Below are 16,256 nucleotides of genomic sequence, written 5' to 3'. Positions count from 1 at the left end.
ATTCTTTTATAAAGTTGATAAGAAGTTATTTTTATAATGAATCTTGCATAACTCGTGGTAAGTGGTTTAGGGTATAAACAATAGGGCCATTAGGCTAGGAAATATCGAGGAACGCATAAAGATGAAATGGGATGACATCGGTGATCAACCTTGTTCGGTTGCTCGTATGCTATCAGTGATTGGCGATCGATGGACGATGCTAATATTACGTAATGCTTTTATGGGAATACGCCGTTTTGACGATTTTCAAAAATCATTAGGTGTAACTCGTCATGTCCTTTCAGATCGTTTAAAGCGTTTGGTTGAATATGAAATTTTAGCCAAAGCTCCTTATTTTGATCGTCAAGAACGCTTTGAATATCGCCTCACTGATAAAGGTTTTGAACTTTATCCAATTATTTTATCGATGGCGAATTGGGCAGATAAATGGATGGATCAAGGTTTAGGTAAACCTTTAGAGTATCGTCATAAAACTTGTGGTCATAAGTTCGAACCAGTCATGGTATGTTCGGTTTGCCATGAACCTTTACATGCCAAACAAGTGCAAGTTTCAGCTGGGCCAGGCTATTTTGCATATATTGAACAAAAACAGAAACAAGCTTAATTTTTCTCTCTATAAATTATGAAGACTCTTGTTGAATCGCATCAGCTAGAGTCTTATAGATATGGTCATGATTTGACTGTGTTACATTAAAACGTATGAATTGACCAGCATTGGGAGCTTGGCTAAATGCATTTCCTGGTGCAAGAATAACTTGATGATTAATACAATATTTTGCAATTTTTGAAGCTTCAACACCCTCTGGCAAATGACACCAAACAAAAATTCCCGCTTGAGGCTTAATCCATGGCTTTATGCCTAAAGGTTCTAGTTTGGTAATGGTATCGTGCATCGCTTTTGCTAAACGAACTTTTAATAATTCTATATGTTTACGGTAAGATCCATCAGTTAAAGCACTTAATAAAACTTCAGCCGACACGCCATTGTGAGAAAAGCTTGTGGCAATTTTCAGGTCAGTGAGCTGATCAATCCATTCTGGTTTTGCAATGATATAACCACAGCGAATAGATGCTGATAACGTTTTAGAAAAACTTCCAATAAAAATTACACGTGACAGATTATCTAAAGCAGCAAGCCGAGGAGCCGCGTTATATTCAAAATCTGAAAAAATATCATCTTCAACAACAATCAAATTGGATTGTTCAATCAGTTTTAATAGTTGATGTGCTGTAGAAAGAGACAGTGTCGCTCCAGTTGGATTGTGAATTCCTGAGTTGGTGATATAAAGACGCGGATTATAAGTCTCAATTGCTTCTTTAAATGCCTCTAAGTCAGGGCCTGTTGGTGTATAGGGAATACCAATAACTTTGACTTGATGAACTTTAAGTAATGCATGAAAGTTGAAATAACAAGGATCATCAATCAAAACGACATCATCGGGCTTTAGTAAAAATCGGCAAACCAAATCAATCGCTTGAGTTCCTGAATCAGTTAAAAGTACCTGATTAAGATTCGCCTCTATACCTTTTGCTTGAGCACGCCTTGCCAGTAAATCACGTAGCGCTGGTAATCCTAATGGTGTTGAATAACCCATTAAATAATCATCTGGGCTTTTTGCGGCTGTCCTTAAAGCTTTACGAATACTGTCTAATGGCATCCAGTCATCAGGTAGCCAACCGCAGCCAGGCTTAAAAACATCTGCTTTCGCTTCCAAAGATTGACGTGAAATCCATAATGGATCAACTGAACGATCTAATTTAGGGCCTAATTCACTTAAAGCTAAAGGTGCGAGCGGACCAACAATATAAAAACCAGATCCAGTTCTTGATTCGATTTTGCCTAAAGCAATTAATCTTTCATACGCTTCTACAACAGTTGATACTGAAAATCCCAGATCATTTGCTAATTTACGAACAGAAGGCAAGCGTGCTCCCGGCAATAAAGACCGATTTTTTATTTGTTGCTCAATCTCTGAAATGACAATTTCAATTTTTGTTTTGCTCTGGTTCACGCGCTTAAAATCCCAACTGTATTGGTTGTTAATACATAACAGTTCTTTTAAATTGTACTGCTTTGTATCTGGTTTAATCACCTTAGCACAGCTTAAATTCTTCGTATAGTGACGGAGAAAATTATGAATAGGTTTATGAATGGCTGGGTGAATGGTTTTATTGGCGTAGCTATTTTTGCGGGGTCATTACCAGCAACACGTGTAGCTGTAATGGGGTTCGAACCGGGCTTTCTAACCGCGGCACGTGCGGCAATTGCTGGTATTTTAGGGCTTATTCTTATATTAGTTTTAAAACAAAAGAAACCAGCCAAGCAAGATTGGTGGCCTCTAGCCATTGTTGCTGTGGGGGTGGTGATCGGTTTCCCATTGTTTACAGCACTTGCTCTACAGCACATGAATGCAGCCCATTCAATTGTATTCGTTAGTCTTTTGCCGCTTGCAACTGCAATATTTGCTGTACTCAGAGGCGGAGAAAAACCGAATCATTTTTTCTGGATATTTGCAGTATTAGGAAGTGCGGTTGTTTTCACCTATATGTTCTTCCTTTCTGGTGATACATCACTTGGAATAGGGGACTTTTATATGTTAATGGCGATTATTTTCTGTGGCTTTGGCTATGCAGAAGGCGGTGTACTTTCAAGAAAAATAGGTGGATGGCAGGTCATTTGTTGGGCGCTGATTTTGTCTTTACCTTTTATGTTGTTGCTTACTATTTTCTATATGCCAGCTTCATTCCAAAGTGTGTCTCCATCAGCTTTAGTTGGTCTTATTTATGTGTCTTTGTTTAGTATGCTCATTGGCTTTTTCTTTTGGTACAAAGGACTTGCTCAAGGCGGTATTGCTGCCATAAGTCAACTACAACTTTTACAGCCTTTAATGGGGCTAGCTATTGCAGCGGCTTTATTGCACGAACATGTGAGCTGGTCAATGTTAGTGGTCACAGCAGCAACTATTTTATGTGTCGCTGCTGCTAAAAAGTTCACTTAACTTTATAAACAATTTGCTGGTTTGGGAACACCCGCCAAACGACTTAAATGGCGGGCAACTAAACCAGTATTAAATTGTTGCTGTAAAACAGTATTATTAATCTCTGGACTTACCGTTTTCATTAAAAATTTAATGAGCGGGCGAGTTGCTGGAGAGTGCCCAAACTGTTGATAAAACTGACGCACAGCAGCTAAAACTTCGAAATGCCACTCGGTGAGTTCAATATCAAGTGACTTGGCAAGCTCTTGTGCAACTTCAGGATTCCAGATTGTATAATCAACCAAATGACCATCTTGGTCTAATTCTAAATTCATGAAACCAGCCTAAATATATTATTTAAAAGAAATACAGCGATTAAATGTTAAAACAAGATCTGCAAATTGATCATATTCCAATACATTTATCTGAGCTAAAGTATCCGCATCGATTAAATCTTTTTCGATGCTTAAGCATGAAACACTTTCAAACTGTTGAATCATTTCAGCTGAAAGTCTTGCAACAGAATCACCCATAAAAATAATCTGGTCACCTTTCTGATAAAGGTTACCTAATTCATCAATAACATTCGGTGTATTGTGATAAGTAGATTGCACGAGATAAAGTGTTGATGGATTCATTAAAATTACACCTTCATCTACCAATATAAGACATGGTCAAAAGACTGAATGAACTCATTATTCAACTCAATGAATTCGAGCTCTTGTTCTGTTTGCTGAACAAAAGGATTTTGCTGATTTTTGCTTTCGATCAGAATTGGGCTTAAGTCATAAAATTCAAAGCTTTCGACCATATTTGATGCGACTTTGAAAGCATGATGAAGTTGGCTAAAGCTTAAGTCATTTTGTAAAAGGCTAAGCGCAGCATCTTTCAATAATACTTTGACTGGTGAGCCAAAGGTTGCTAAAACCATAGTAGCGGAAAGGCTTTCATTGATTTGAAGACTGGTTAAGTTGGCTTGGCTTAAAATGACGAGTACAGATTTCACACAATATACCTTTTAAAAGCAACAATCTAAGCAAACAAAGTAACTTAAAATTGAATAAGACGAGATGCTGACTGTACCGCATCAGCAAGTTCACCTAACCCGACCAGTTGAAAGTCTTTGGCAAGGTTGTGATGAGTAAGGTGATGGCGACTGGCATTTTCTGCATCGGTAATACCACGAGCGAGGGCAGCACTCACACATACAGGAAGTCGAATCGCAAGCTTTTGCCATTCATGCGTTAAATTACGCTGGTCGTCAGGAACCCATTGAAAATCATTAGCAACCTGCACGCCATCTTGGTAAAAGAATACACGAAAGTCTTCATTTTTACTTTTGAGTGCCTGAGCAAGTCCTAACGCATGCCAAGCATGAATGGAAGTAGGAGCAGAGGTAATTAGTAGTAATGTACTCATTGAGAATTCACTATGGTCATACGTCTAAATGGGCGTAGATGCATTAAGAGAAAGGTAAGTATACAATGATTTTAGTGACAGGTGGTTTAGGCTTTATCGGTTCACACATTGCGTTGAGTCTCATGGCTCAGGGTCAAGAAGTGGTAATTGTCGATAATTTGGCTAATTCAACCTTGCAAACGCTGGAACGCCTAGAGTTTATTTCTGGCATGTACGTTCCATTTGTTAAACTTGATGTACGTAATACACCAGCATTGAATAAGGTCTTCGAGCAATATTCAATTGATGCGGTTATTCACACTGCTGGGTTTAAATCAATTGAAGAATCTAATCTTAAACCTCTTGAATATTATAATGATAATGTAAGTTGCATCATGAGTTTACTACGTGCCATGCAACGCACAGGTGTTCGTCACTTTATTCATTTGTCTAGCCTTGCAGCATATGGAAAATCTGGTCTGCAATTAAGCGAAACAGACGAATTCAATTATGCTTATCCTAATCCCTATATTAAGTCCCAACAGATGATTGAAGAAATTATCCGTGATACTTATAAAATTGATCATGAGTGGAAAATTGCGATCTTGCGCTTATCTAATATCGTAGGTGCATTTGAACATGGGGTGCTCGGAGAGTATGTTGCTCAGCTCCCTAAAAATATTGTACCGCTTGCCATGCAAGTTGCAGCAATGCAACGTGATTTGATTGAATTACAAGATCAAGCTGAAACATCAGATCATACGACCGAACGCAGTTTTTTACACGTTTTAGATGTGTGTGAGGCTGTAACTGCAAGCTTACATTGGCTACGTGATCAAACACATTGTTGTGAGGCATTTAATATTGCCCATGACCAAGTTCACTCTGTGCGTCAATTACTAGATGAAATTTCACAGGTAACGCAATCTGAAATTCCGACTCAACCTGCGATTTACAAACATGTTGAATTAAGTCAAGTTGCGGCAGACATATCCAAAGCAAAAACATTATTGAATTGGACACCTAAACGTCCGTTAAAACAAATGATTGAAGATGAATGGCGCTTTTATCAAAATACATTAAATGGAAGATAGGATAATGATTCTTATTTACAATAATGGAATGCTTGAGTACGATACTAAAAATTAACTAGCCAGAGCAAATACTTGCTTCAGCCCGTAAGTTCTTTAACCAGACAACTGAGGTTTCTATGCAAACACGAATTGAACATGACACTATGGGTGAGATTGAAGTTCCAAATGAAGCATTGTGGGGGGCACAGACTCAACGCAGCTTACAGAACTTTAAAATCGGGCAAGAACGATTACCCCGTGCCATGATTCGAGCAATGGGGCTGGTGAAAAAGGCTGCTGCAATAACTAATGCTGAACTTGAACAGTTACCGCAAGATTTGAGCCAATATATTGTGGGCGCGGCTGAAGAAGTCATTGATGGTAAATGGGATTCACAGTTTCCTTTAGTGGTCTGGCAGACGGGTTCTGGTACGCAAAGCAACATGAACTGTAATGAAGTGATTGCCAATATTGCCAACCAAAAATTAGGTCAAGCATTGGGTGCGCAAAAACCTGTACATCCAAATGATCATGTCAACCGTGCTCAATCAACGAACGATTCATTTCCAACCGCTATTCACGTAGCAGCAAGTTTGCAAATTAATGAATTGCTTATTCCTGCGGTAGAACAGCTTAAAGCGACTTTGCAAAAAAAATCAGATGAGTTTCAGTCTATTGTTAAAATTGGTCGTACCCATTTACAAGATGCAACTCCATTAACACTAGGCCAAGAATTTAGTGGTTACGTCTCTCAGCTTGAGCATGGATTAGTTCGTTTGCAACAGGCATTGACAGGTTTATATGAATTACCATTAGGTGGTACTGCGGTAGGTACAGGGTTAAATGCACATCCTGACTATGCAGTGAAAGCAGCTGCTCAACTTGCTTTGCTTACAGGTTTACCATTTGTGACTGCTCCAAATAAATTTGAAGCGCTTGCAGGGCGTGACGCTGCTGTTTTTGCTTCTGGTGCATTAAAAACGCTTGCAGTTAGTTTAAATAAAATTGCGAATGATATTCGTTGGTTGGCCAGTGGTCCACGCTGTGGTTTCGGTGAAATCCGTATTCCAGAAAATGAACCTGGTTCAAGCATTATGCCGGGTAAAGTAAATCCGACACAAAGCGAAGCAATGACCATGGTTGTTGCACAAGTGCTTGGAAATGATACGACCATTAATGTGGCTGGTGCTTCAGGTAACTTTGAATTAAACGTATTTATGCCTGTGATTGCTTATAACTTATTGCAGTCTATTCAATTGCTTGGTGATGCATGTAATAGTTTTAATGATCACTGTGCGGTAGGAATTGAGCCTAATCAGGATAAAATTGATCACTTCTTACATAACTCTCTCATGTTGGTCACTGCTTTAAACCCAGTGATTGGTTATGAAAATTCTGCAAAAGTTGCCAAGACTGCCTATAAGGAAAATAAAACTTTGAAGCAGGTTGCTGTTGAGCTTGGTTTAGTTACAGCAGAGCAATTTGATGAAGTGGTTAAACCTGAAAAAATGGTTTCACCAAATAGTAAATAATCTCTCCTAATGGGCTTTTTTATTCTTAAATACTTCTGTAATATCCGCGAGTTGCTAAGTACAACAAAAGTCCTGAATGATCAGCGCAAAAAATCATAAGGGGAAGGCCTGCTTGAAAAAGTGGGCTTTTTTATACCTTGAAATATAAATGTCATATCTAAACTTTATTTTGGCTACGTTATTTTATTTTAAGTTCAAATAAATGAAAAAGATTAAATCAATAGCTGTTTTAGCAGTAATAGCCTGTACCTTGTCGGGCTGTCTACAAATGTTTCCACCTACTGTAGCTGAGGTGAATCCTGGGGTTTATCAACTTCATGCTCAAAGTAATGCATTTGGTTCAAGAGAAGCCTTGAGGGCAAAGTTAATCAGTAAAGCAGAAGAAATATGTAAAGATAAGGGTTTTGATGAGTTGGATAGCAATAACAAAATCGTAAATCATCATACTGTTTATAATTCAGGAATGCTTATTCCAGTGAATACCAAAGCAGCCGTTCTGAAAGTTAAGTGTAAAGATTAATTTAAATAGTAGTGAACTCCATTCGAGAGTTAATTTTGTTAGATATATAGCAGTACAAGAAACCCGACTAACTATCGACTAATGGCGGGGTTTTTTATTATTAAGTATTTCTGTAATATCTGTATATAAGTTTAGCGCTGACTGATTGGTGTTAGAAATCAAAAGAAGGGGTGGATCTTTTCAAGCTAGCATAAATTTATATGTTTTTGGTTTTAAATATTTGAATTATTTTATTTTTAATTCGATTTATATTGATGGAGTTTAGGTGTTATCAAATTGGAAAATGACTATATGCATCTTTCCAATTCTAGTTTTAAGCAACTTTTTCGTTAGGCTTATTTTAAGTTGAAAAGAGGAAGCAGGCTTTTTCATTAATTAAGAAAAAACATAATTTTTTAGATGGAATTTAAACAGTGATGTACACAATTAGATATGTTCATCGGAACAATACTTACTATATCGCTTCGAATATCGAAGGAAATTTTATTATTCTTGAATCAATGGATTCAGAATTTCGTATGGGTCATCAAATTTCTTATGATGGTGAGAAGGTATTTAACCTTACTTTGAATGATGAAACTGATGCAGTCATTAAATTAGAGAGTAATGAAAAAACAGCATATGAATACTTACTTTCAGTTAAATAAATTAGTTTTTTATAATGAAGTATTTCTTTAAGAACTAGGTATGCTTAAAAGATATTTCATACAATAAAAGTTAAAAAGTTTTGTTTTTATTGAAAAAGCTATGGTATGGTTATTTAAGCTTTAATTTTGGGCAGTTAAAACAAATGAACTGTTTATTGAATAAAATCACCACCACTACGACCTCTAAAGAAGGCTGTGTGTGATTTTTATTAAAGTGACTTAATAAGATAACTAAACCCAGCCAATAATGGCTGGGTTAATTTTTCTCTGTTCATTATTGGTTCTTACAGAGAGAAATGATGGAAAAACTCAATAGCAATTCAAAATCGGCTTTACTGGTCATTGATATGCAAAATGGCCTATTTAACGGCCAGTCTAAGCCACATAATGCTCAACTCGTACTTTCAAATATTCTTAGACTTATTGAATATTGCCGCTTAAATGACAGACCAATTATCTTTATTCGGCATGTTGGTGAGAAAGGCACACCATTAGATCCGAGTGGATCGAATACTCAGCTAATCACAGAGTTAGCTCTTAATCTAGATAAAGATATAGTCATTGAAAAAATGTACCCAAGTGGCTTTAAAGATACTGTTTTAAAAGAAGTGTTAGAGAAGCTCGGTGTTGATGAAATCATTATTACTGGGATGAAAACTGAGTATTGCATTGATACTACGGTTAGGGCTGCTTCTGAGTATGGATATAAATTGATATTAATTTCAGATGCACATACAACAACTGATTCGGTAACTTTAAATGCTCAGCAAGCAATTGATCACCATAACCAAATTTTAAGTAATGCTTTTGCTAAGTTAAAAACGACAGAAGAGTTCATTTCTCAAATTTAATTTAGAAATGAACCGACAACTTTATTCAAAAAGTATTATTAACTGTATCACTAAAGTATAAGAAAATCTTTTGATGACTAGTGGTTGCTCGGTTTTTAGCGGTAGCAAGAATTGAACTTGTATCAACAAAGAGCTCTTTTCGGAGGGCTTTTTATCAAGAGGGTATAAGTTTCACTAATTAATGCCGAATTAGCGTTGAATAAGCTGTCATAATTGTTAAAATGCCCACCTTGTCCTGTTTTTATATTGTTTTTGTTTTGCATTTATTTTGCAAAATTGAAGATAAAGTAATTGAAAACAGAAGCTTAGCTAAGGATTTTTGAATGCTCTCTATTTATTTGACAGATACTCAACAACATGTGCAATTTAATGATTATCCCGGTGATCAGCCTGTTAAGTTTCTGTTAAATCTTAAAAAGATTTTCCCAAGTACAGGTGACCTGTTATTGCCAGTTTTACCTGATGATAATGATTTAGAAAATGTAACATGGGAATCAACTTCAGAAGATTTTGATGTCTTTAAAAAGCTATTAGCTGGATGGGGTGTTATTGAACTCCGTTTAAATGCAATTACTGCTTATAAAGATAAAAACTTTGCGAATGAGTTAGTGAAACAAGCTCAAGCGAAACGTAAGAAAACAGCACAAAAAAATCATCAGCTCTCTTTGGTTGCACTTGATTATATTTTTATGCACGAAGTTCACGCATTAATCGATGCGGAATTGGTCACTATTGGTGAGAAATTTTATTTACCAACCTTGCGTGAGCAATGGAAGGGTACAGTTTCAGACCCTGTGCTCAATGGAAAATTCTAATTAAACACAAAAGGTGAATTTATAAAAATTCACCTTTTTTATTTTTATAATTAAATTAATGATTTATAACTTGATAATTGCTGGTACAAAAGTTTACAAGAAAAGAATGCGTTTTTTCTAAAGTGGCAGATACATTGCTTATATAAATACAAAATTATTGCGGGAGAGAGGTTCGAAAGAACCCGCCGAAGGAGCAACAAGCCCGGAAACTCTCAGGCAGAAGGACTGTAATAATTAAAAAATCTGGAGAGAAGCTTAGATTTATAAGAATTGAAAATAATAACTTATAAATTATAAACTCACCGAAGGGGAAGATCTAAACGTTAAAAGGTAACGTTGGGGTCGAAACTCTCAGGTACCAATGACAGATGGGCTGTACTGATGAAATGTTTTGCATTTCTGAGGAGTCTGTTATGCCACATGTTATTGTGATAGGTGCGGGAATCACAGGGGTTACCTCTGCTTATGAATTATCGCAACTGGGTTATAAAGTCACAGTGATTGATCGACATCTATATCCTGCAATGGAAACATCATTTGCCAATGGAGGGCAATTATCGGCTTGTAATGCCGAAGTATGGAACCAAAAAGCCACTGTAGTTAAAGGCTTTAAGTGGATGAGACAAAAAGACGCACCGCTACTGCTGAATCCTTCATTTAGTTTGCATAAATATAGCTGGCTAGTTGAGTTTTTATCCCATATTAAAAACTATGAAGCAAACACGATTGAGACGGTCCGTTTGGCATTACTTGCTCGTAAGCGTCTATTTGAAGTTGCTGAAAAAGAGCAGCTCGAGTTTGATTTGGAGAAACGTGGAATTCTCCATATGTATCATAGTAAGGCTGACTACGAGATTGCTAAACAAGTGAACAATGTATTGAACAAAGGTACATTAGAGCGCTATTCAGTTTCACCTGATGAGATGAAAACCATAGAACCATCGTTAACAGGTGAATATTTTGGTGGTTATTACACACCAAGTGATGCAACGGGGGATATTCATAAATATTCAACCTCTTTGGCTGAAAAGACTAAACAATACGGTGTTGAGTATAAGTTCGGTCTGGAAGTTACAGATATTAAGTGTCATCCAGACAAAGTGATCGTAAGTTGTCAGCCAAGCGCAGAGCATCCTTATCTTGTTGAATCCGATAGCATCCAAATCGAAGGTGATGTGCTCGTAGTTTGCGGTGGTGTAGGAAGTTATCAACTCGCCGATATGATTGGAGAGCGAGTAAATGTCTACCCAGTAAAAGGTTATTCAATTACCGTGCAATTGAAAGATGAGCAAAGTGTAAAGAATGCGCCGTGGGTTAGTTTACTAGATGAGAGCGCTAAAATTGTGACTTCTCGTTTAGGTAAAGATCGGTTGCGCGTGGCGGGAACAGCTGAATTTAATGGTTACAACCGCGATATACGGGCTGATCGTATTCAACCTTTAGTAAATTGGGTAAACCGTAACTTTGATATTTCAACTGAGCACGTGGTACCTTGGGCTGGGTTAAGACCGATGATGCCTAATATGCTGCCTGTGGTGAAGCAATCTAGACAGCCTCGTATTTTTTACAATACAGGACATGGGCATTTAGGATGGACTTTGTCTGCGGCAACCGCGGTTTTAGTGGGTCAGGATATTGCTCAAAAATATCCGATCTAGAAAGTAAAAAAGCCAGTGTTCAACACTGGCTTTTATTTAACGCACTAATCATATAATCGGTAGATTCCGCTAAAACGCTCACAGCCTTTTTGCTGGGTTTTTACGTTTAGTAAAGCTTTTTGGAAATTAAACTGATATTTGCAATTATGCTCATTGTCTAAAATTTCATTTTTTTGTTCAGGTGAACTATAGGCCATCAAAGAAATCGTTTGAGTTTCTTTGCGGTTATTTGGATTACGGTATGCTATTCCTTCAATCTTGATTTTATCTTTCGCGAGCTGATGGACCTGAATGTGAACAGGTTGTGCTGCTAGACGTCCATTTTCAAACTTAAGATAATGTTGAGTAAGCGTTTGCTTAAGCGATGCATAAAAATTTAGATCGTCAGTTCGTAAATCAAACTGTTGTTGAAAGCATGAATTACTCTTGCATTGCTGAGTATGTTTAGACCATAACTTTTGTGTATCCTGCAAAAGCTGTAAGGGAGCATCAGTAACTAAATATGCAGAAAGATATTTATTATTGAGTTGCTTTCTCGATTCACTAAATGTTTTTGAACAGATTTTAAGCTCAGCTCCAGAATTAGAGCAGTCTATTGGTTCTGCAAAAACATGAGATGAACATAAACAACTCAGTGTCACGGCAAAACTTAATCTTTTCAATTGATTCATATCAGTATTAGACAGCATGATCGCTTATACTTTCAGTCTACTTTGCTAGGTGTACTATAGCGAAACAGAAAGGCTGAATACAAGATTTCTTAAGTTTTTATGGAAGGTAATAGTTATATGGTTGCTCAAATTCGCATTGGACAAGGAATGGATGTGCATGCCTTTGAAGAGGGGAACTTCGTTACATTGGCTGGCGTTCAAATTCCACATACGCATGGCTTGAAAGCACACTCTGATGGTGATGTTGTACTCCATGCTTTGTGTGATGCCTTGCTAGGTACTTTGGCACTTGGAGATATAGGGCAACATTTTCCTGATACTGACCCAGAATTTAAGGGTGCGGACAGCCGAGTACTATTAAAGCATGTTTACCAGTTAATCTTAGATCGCGGTTATCAGTTAAATAATGCGGATATTACGGTGGCTTGTGAGCGTCCAAAATTAGCTAAACATAATTTGGAAATGCGTCAAAGTATTGCTGATGTTTTAAATGTAGATGTTAATCAAATCAGTATTAAAGCAACGACAACCGAAAAACTTGGGTTTACCGGTCGTCAAGAAGGGATTTTAGCTACAGCAACTGTTTTAGTCTCTCATCACACCAAGTGATCGGCTTGTTGCAAAGACTGCTGAAGCTCAAGAGTTGCCTTACGGCCTTGTAGCTGTAAGGTAATACTATGAATAAGGCCTGTCCAAGTTTCATTGGGTTCCCAAATTTCATGAAGTAAATCTTGAGAAGTAGGCATATCCATATTCATATAAAACTGTCTATAGACATACATCAGGCAACTAGAACGATCGTTTTTAGTACAGTGAATCCAGACAATTTCGTTCTGGACTAAATGATCAATAAGATCGAGTACCAATAAACATTGCTCAGCCGATGGAGTTTCCCAGTCAATTGGAATCTGGATGTAATTTAAACCGAGGTCTAAACAAATACGATCTTCATTTTCAATATGATTTGGTGCGTTACTTAAAGCGAGATTAATGACGGTACTACAACCATATTCTTTAATTAGTTTCAGTTGTTCAGCAGAAGGCTGTGCTGAACTAAATAAATGTTCATGAATAATTGAAAATGCGGGAATTTGAGATAATGATTGTTCAAGGGTAGTCATGATCGCACTCTATGAGAGTAGGCTTAGCTTATTGTGTAGAATGTTATACACGATTCTAGGGAATAGTTGAAATACAGCCTGCTTATATATTCGACAACGTTATCAAAACTTTAAAAATAATTAACTGGAAAAGTACAAGTTTTATAAAATAAAAAAACAGCACCATAAAGATGCTGTTTTTTTTGTCTAAATAATTATGATTTTAGATTTTCATTCAATAAAAATTCTACTAAAGCTTTTTGAGCATGAAGACGATTCTCTGCTTCATCCCATACCACTGCATTTTTATGATCAAGCATAGTTTCAGAAATTTCTTCGCCACGATGAGCAGGTAAGCAGTGCATGAATAAACATTCAGGATGAGCAAGTCCCATTAATTTTTCATTGACTTGAAAAGCTGCAAAAGCTCTTTCACGAAGCTTCTGTTCTTCTTCTTGTCCCATGCTTGCCCATACATCTGTCACAATGAGGTCAGCATTTACAGCAGCATCTTCTGCGTTGTCAAAAACTTCAACACAATGACCAAACTCTGCTAAAAATTCAGGTTTAGGCTCATATCCTTTCGGCGATGCAATTTTAAGTTTAAAGCCCATCATGTGTGCAGCTTCAATATATGAGTTACACATATTATTGCCATCACCAATCCAAGCAACGGTTTTACCTTTAATGCTGCCGCGGTGTTCATTATAAGTCTGTAAATCTGCAAGTAACTGGCAAGGATGATGGTCATCTGTCAAACCGTTAATCACAGGAACTTTTGAATACGATGCAAAACGTTCAACAATGTCATGACCAAAAGTACGAATCATCACAATATCAAGCATACTAGAAATTACACGTGCTGAGTCTTCGATCGGTTCGCCGCGGCCTAATTGTGTGTCGCGAGGGGATAGGAAAATCGCGCTACCACCAAATTGGTTAATGCCTGCTTCAAAAGAGATACGTGTACGCGTGCTTGATTTCTCAAAAATCATTCCCAATACTTTACCAACAAAAGGTTGATATACCTTATTGTCATGCTGCATTTTTTTAAGTTCGCTTGCGCGTTCTAAAATGCGATTAAGTTCTAGAGTGGATAGATCACGTAAAGTCAGGAAATGTCTTAGAGCCATGTAGCTACTCCATAATAATCGTTATGAAATACAACAATTATCTGTTGTTGGCTGGGTGGATGTGGGAAAAAAAGAAGTCTACTATACTATAAGGATTTTAAAATGCAAAAGAATTAGACTTTATGATGGCCCTTTAAGAAAACATCTACGCAATATTCAATATAATCAGTGGCTTCCTGCTCATCTGGTAGGGCTGGTACACCCATAATCATACGCCATTCAACATCGCGTAAAACCCCAAAATACATGAGCGAAGAATAATAAGGAGAAGGACATGTAATTTCACCTGATTTATCTGCAAACTCTAAGGCTTGGGTAAGTGTATTCTGTAAATTATGTACCCATTTGTCATATAGGTATTGTATAAGGACCTTATTACACTCGGTCTGTTCAATAATTAGTCGTAAAAATGCAACATGCTCGGGTTGAGTGAGGTGAGCATAAACACGATTGAGCGTTTGAATTAAGTATTCTCTTAAAGTACTTTTCTCTGGTTGAAATGGAATGCAAACATCCTTAAAAAACATTTCACGTTTATAGTCGCAAATTGCGGTAAATAAGCCTTCTTTATTACCAAAATATTTATAAATAGAAGTTTTTGAACCTCCAGCATGGTTAACAATGTCATCAAGAGAAACAGCATCATATCCATTATCCAAAAACAGCTCGGTTGCACTTAGCAATAGAGCTAGGCGACGTTCTATACCTCTGCGTGTTTGTGGTTTTTCACATACTGAATGATGTGGGTCAAGGACGGAATCATGCATAAAATTTCATAACAACAGTTAACTTTGCTTATTTAGTATAGCAAAACTATCTTTAAGGATGGTCATCGCTATTTTTTTAGATCATCTGCTGACCAGTGAGTGGAAATTTTAAAAAATAAAAGAATAGAAAATATAAGCTTAGAGTGAATTTCGAAATGATTTAATGATGTAACCTGATGTTCAATTTTAAATTTAATAAAAATCTAATCAAAAAATAAAGCGGCTAAGACACTCTTAGCCGCTTCTGATTTAGGCACTACACTTTTTAGGCCTCGGTTTGGCTAACCTTATGTTCATCTTCTTCATCATCGTCAGCAGAATCCATTCCAAGTTCTTTTAACTTGCGAGTTAAGGTGTTGCGTCCCCAACCTAGTAATTCTGCCGCATGGCGTTTGCGTCCACGTGTTTGTTGTAAAGCAGCGTTAATTAAGGTGCGTTCAAACATTGGTGTAGCAATATCCAAAATCTTCATTTCACCATTCTTAAGCTTTTGAATTGCCCATTGGTTTAGTAACTCATCCCAATGGTGTAAAGAAATACGTTCAAATGAAGGGGCAGGTTGTCCAGAATCACTATTCTTTTGCAATGGAACTTGTTTAAGTTCAGAAGGTAAATCTTCTGGATAAACTTCACGTCCAGTGATCATCACAGTTAACCAGCGACACGTGTTTTCAAGTTGTCGAACATTACCGGGCCACGGTAACTGTTGCATATAGTCTGTTGTTTCAGTACGTAAGATTTTTGGACTCACGCCAAGTTCTTTACCGGCACGTGCAAGAAAATGCTGAGCCAGCATTGGTATATCTTCGCTACGATGGGCAAGTTTAGGAATGTGAATACGAATTACATTTAAACGGTGATATAAGTCTTCGCGGAATCGGCCTTCATTCACCAGTTTTTCTAAATCCTGATGCGTTGCCGCAACGATTCGAACATCAACTTTAACTGGAATATGTCCGCCTACACGATAAAATTCACCGTCGGCGAGCACACGAAGTAGTCGAGTCTGTGTTTCAAATGGCATGTCGCCAATTTCATCAAGGAATAGAGTTCCACCATTTGCTTGCTCAAAGCGACCTTGATGTTGAGTGTTTGCACCTGTAAATGCACCTT

Annotated in this window: 20 protein-coding genes and 1 riboswitch; of the genes, 10 read left to right on the top strand and 10 right to left on the bottom strand. The window is 37.2% G+C overall.

Annotation, left to right across the window (positions count from 1 at the left end):
• The first annotated feature begins 121 nt into the window (after nt 1-121).
• A complete protein-coding gene (locus tag UC75_RS05030; protein ID WP_004791810.1) occupies nt 122-604 on the top strand; it encodes a winged helix-turn-helix transcriptional regulator in 483 nt (160 codons plus the stop codon).
• A gap of 16 nt (nt 605-620) precedes the next feature.
• Here UC75_RS05030 and UC75_RS05025 read toward each other — a convergent pair whose 3' ends face one another.
• Nucleotides 621-2,012, bottom strand: coding sequence for a PLP-dependent aminotransferase family protein (locus UC75_RS05025; RefSeq protein WP_049837343.1), 1,392 nt, complete (start codon nt 2,010-2,012; stop codon nt 621-623).
• Between the two features lie 123 nt (nt 2,013-2,135).
• Here UC75_RS05025 and UC75_RS05020 point away from each other — a divergent pair, with 123 nt between their 5' ends.
• Nucleotides 2,136-2,999, top strand: coding sequence for a DMT family transporter (locus tag UC75_RS05020; protein WP_049836898.1), 864 nt, complete (start codon nt 2,136-2,138; stop codon nt 2,997-2,999).
• A 2-nt stretch (nt 3,000-3,001) separates the two neighbouring features.
• On the opposite strand, the gene UC75_RS05015 is transcribed toward UC75_RS05020, so the two are convergent.
• Genes UC75_RS05015 through tusD form a run of 4 tightly spaced genes read right to left on the bottom strand, consistent with a single transcriptional unit; the run spans nt 3,002 to nt 4,397 of the window.
• Complete coding sequence (locus UC75_RS05015) at nt 3,002-3,313, bottom strand: TusE/DsrC/DsvC family sulfur relay protein (protein WP_049836897.1); 312 nt, start codon at nt 3,311-3,313, stop codon at nt 3,002-3,004.
• An 18-nt stretch (nt 3,314-3,331) separates the two neighbouring features.
• Nucleotides 3,332-3,616 (bottom strand): DsrH like protein, encoded by a 285-nt coding sequence (locus tag UC75_RS05010; protein ID WP_049837342.1) that lies wholly within the window; start codon nt 3,614-3,616, stop codon nt 3,332-3,334.
• Nucleotides 3,617-3,633: 17 nt separating this feature from the next.
• Nucleotides 3,634-3,984 carry a hypothetical protein gene (locus tag UC75_RS05005; RefSeq protein WP_005306310.1) on the bottom strand — a complete coding sequence of 117 codons (351 nt, stop codon included), beginning with the start codon at nt 3,982-3,984 and terminating at the stop codon, nt 3,634-3,636.
• A 44-nt stretch (nt 3,985-4,028) separates the two neighbouring features.
• Nucleotides 4,029-4,397, bottom strand: a complete 369-nt coding sequence (tusD, locus tag UC75_RS05000) for a sulfurtransferase complex subunit TusD (protein ID WP_004791822.1) — start codon at nt 4,395-4,397, stop codon at nt 4,029-4,031.
• Between the two features lie 65 nt (nt 4,398-4,462).
• Here tusD and galE point away from each other — a divergent pair, with 65 nt between their 5' ends.
• The 7 genes from galE (at nt 4,463) to UC75_RS04965 (ending at nt 11,472) form a co-directional block, all read left to right on the top strand.
• Nucleotides 4,463-5,470: a UDP-glucose 4-epimerase GalE gene (gene galE / locus UC75_RS04995; RefSeq protein WP_013197477.1), complete on the top strand. Its 1,008-nt coding sequence runs from the start codon at nt 4,463-4,465 to the stop codon at nt 5,468-5,470.
• Between the two features lie 116 nt (nt 5,471-5,586).
• Nucleotides 5,587-6,981: a class II fumarate hydratase gene (gene fumC, locus UC75_RS04990; protein ID WP_004791824.1), complete on the top strand. Its 1,395-nt coding sequence runs from the start codon at nt 5,587-5,589 to the stop codon at nt 6,979-6,981.
• Between the two features lie 202 nt (nt 6,982-7,183).
• Entirely contained in the window at nt 7,184-7,501 is a 318-nt protein-coding gene (locus UC75_RS04985) for a hypothetical protein (protein WP_049836896.1), read from the top strand.
• Between the two features lie 416 nt (nt 7,502-7,917).
• Nucleotides 7,918-8,148, top strand: a complete 231-nt coding sequence (locus UC75_RS19240) for a hypothetical protein (RefSeq protein ID WP_005306296.1) — start codon at nt 7,918-7,920, stop codon at nt 8,146-8,148.
• A gap of 299 nt (nt 8,149-8,447) precedes the next feature.
• A complete protein-coding gene (locus UC75_RS04975) occupies nt 8,448-8,999 on the top strand; it encodes a cysteine hydrolase family protein (RefSeq protein WP_049836895.1) in 552 nt (183 codons plus the stop codon).
• Between the two features lie 323 nt (nt 9,000-9,322).
• Nucleotides 9,323-9,814 carry a hypothetical protein gene (locus UC75_RS04970; protein ID WP_004791829.1) on the top strand — a complete coding sequence of 164 codons (492 nt, stop codon included), beginning with the start codon at nt 9,323-9,325 and terminating at the stop codon, nt 9,812-9,814.
• Between the two features lie 150 nt (nt 9,815-9,964).
• Nucleotides 9,965-10,052: riboswitch (glycine riboswitch) on the top strand.
• 175 nt (nt 10,053-10,227) lie between these two features.
• Nucleotides 10,228-11,472 carry a D-amino acid dehydrogenase gene (locus UC75_RS04965; protein WP_049836894.1) on the top strand — a complete coding sequence of 415 codons (1,245 nt, stop codon included), beginning with the start codon at nt 10,228-10,230 and terminating at the stop codon, nt 11,470-11,472.
• Nucleotides 11,473-11,516: 44 nt separating this feature from the next.
• On the opposite strand, the gene UC75_RS04960 is transcribed toward UC75_RS04965, so the two are convergent.
• The gene (locus UC75_RS04960; RefSeq protein WP_049836893.1) at nt 11,517-12,161 is read right to left on the bottom strand and encodes a hypothetical protein; all 645 of its coding nucleotides are present in this window, start codon (nt 12,159-12,161) and stop codon (nt 11,517-11,519) included.
• A 99-nt stretch (nt 12,162-12,260) separates the two neighbouring features.
• Here UC75_RS04960 and ispF point away from each other — a divergent pair, with 99 nt between their 5' ends.
• On the top strand, nt 12,261-12,752 hold the full coding sequence (gene ispF / locus UC75_RS04955; RefSeq protein WP_049837341.1) for a 2-C-methyl-D-erythritol 2,4-cyclodiphosphate synthase: 492 nt from the start codon (nt 12,261-12,263) through the stop codon (nt 12,750-12,752).
• Here the strand turns inward: ispF and UC75_RS04950 are convergent.
• The 4 genes from UC75_RS04950 to UC75_RS20250 all read right to left on the bottom strand — a co-directional run.
• Complete coding sequence (locus tag UC75_RS04950) at nt 12,740-13,264, bottom strand: protein tyrosine phosphatase family protein (RefSeq protein ID WP_049836892.1); 525 nt, start codon at nt 13,262-13,264, stop codon at nt 12,740-12,742. The genes ispF and UC75_RS04950 overlap by 13 nt on opposite strands.
• Before the next feature lie 194 nt (nt 13,265-13,458).
• Nucleotides 13,459-14,376 (bottom strand): ornithine carbamoyltransferase, encoded by a 918-nt coding sequence (argF, locus tag UC75_RS04945; protein WP_005306284.1) that lies wholly within the window; start codon nt 14,374-14,376, stop codon nt 13,459-13,461.
• 113 nt (nt 14,377-14,489) lie between these two features.
• The gene (locus UC75_RS04940) at nt 14,490-15,143 is read right to left on the bottom strand and encodes a TetR/AcrR family transcriptional regulator (protein ID WP_049836891.1); all 654 of its coding nucleotides are present in this window, start codon (nt 15,141-15,143) and stop codon (nt 14,490-14,492) included.
• Between the two features lie 265 nt (nt 15,144-15,408).
• The coding region (locus UC75_RS20250; RefSeq protein ID WP_228137095.1) for a sigma 54-interacting transcriptional regulator at nt 15,409-16,256 on the bottom strand (848 nt) is incomplete at its 5' end.

It is taken from the genome of Acinetobacter sp. V2, assembly GCF_001188385.1.
Classification (GTDB): Bacteria; Pseudomonadota; Gammaproteobacteria; order Pseudomonadales; family Moraxellaceae; genus Acinetobacter; species Acinetobacter oleivorans.
The sequence above is the reverse complement of the archived record's forward strand: the minus strand, read 5'-3'. Positions and strand labels throughout refer to the sequence as shown.